Origin of the sequence: Streptomyces sp. NPDC050287, from assembly GCF_044459385.1 — a bacterium.
Classification (GTDB): Bacteria; Actinomycetota; Actinomycetes; order Streptomycetales; family Streptomycetaceae; genus Streptomyces.
The window spans coordinates 1-1,082 of sequence record NZ_JBITIY010000048.1 but is presented as its reverse complement, the minus strand read 5'-3'; the positions used below and the strand labels follow the sequence as shown (position 1 = coordinate 1,082).

Sequence of the window (1,082 nt, the reverse complement as noted above, 5' to 3'; positions counted from 1 at the left end):
CCCGTCGCGGCCCGGCTGGCGGCGGCGTTGACGCCGGAGGTGGACGCGGTGCTGTCGCGGCATCCGCTGCGGGAGCTGGTCACCGCCTCGGAGACGTTGCCGCTGCTGGTGGAGCGGGAGCGGGCGCTGTACGGCGCCTGGTACGAGTTCTTCCCGCGTTCCGAGGGCACGCCCGAGCACCCGCACGGCACGTTCCGCACCGCCGCCCGCCGGCTGCCGGCGATCGCGGCGATGGGCTTCGACGTGGTCTACCTGCCGCCGATCCATCCGATCGGGCACACCTTCCGCAAGGGCCGCAACAACACCCTCTCCCCCGGACCCGACGACGTCGGCGTGCCCTGGGCGATCGGCTCACCGGAGGGCGGCCACGACGCCGTCCACCCGGACCTGGGCACCCTGGAGGACTTCGACTGGTTCGTCGAGCGGGCCCGCCAGGAGGGCCTGGAGATCGCGCTGGACTTCGCCCTGCAGTGCTCCCCCGACCACCCCTGGGTACAGAAGCATCCGGAGTGGTTCCACCACCGGCCCGACGGGACGATCGCGTACGCGGAGAACCCGCCGAAGAAGTACCAGGACATCTACCCGATCGCCTTCGACGCCGACATGGACGGGCTGGTCACGGAGACGCTGCGGGTGCTGCGGCACTGGATGCGGCACGGGGTGCGGATCTTCCGCGTGGACAATCCGCACACCAAGCCGGTGGTGTTCTGGGAGCGGGTGATCGCGGACGTCAACCGCACCGACCCCGACGTGATCTTCCTGGCCGAGGCGTTCACCCGGCCGGCGATGATGCACACCCTGGCCCAGATCGGTTTCCAGCAGTCGTACACGTACTTCACCTGGCGCACCAGCAAGGAGGAGCTGACCGAGTACCTGGGCGAGCTGTCGGGCGAGGCGGCCGCCTACATGCGGCCGAACTTCTTCACCAACACCCCCGACATCCTGCACGCCTACCTCCAGCACGGCGGCCGGCCGGCCTTCGAGGTCCGCGCGGTCCTGGCGGCCACCCTCTCCCCGACCTGGGGTGTCTACAGCGGCTACGAACTGTGCGAGAACACCCCGCTCAGGGAGGGCAGCGAGGA

General features: G+C 70.3%; 1 protein-coding gene. It reads left to right on the top strand.

Going from position 1 to position 1,082, the window contains the following annotated elements; all coding sequences use genetic code 11:
- Positions 1 to 1,082 (top strand): maltotransferase domain-containing protein (locus ACIBK3_RS46775; RefSeq protein ID WP_399374781.1); only part of this gene is annotated, 1,082 nt, incomplete at both ends.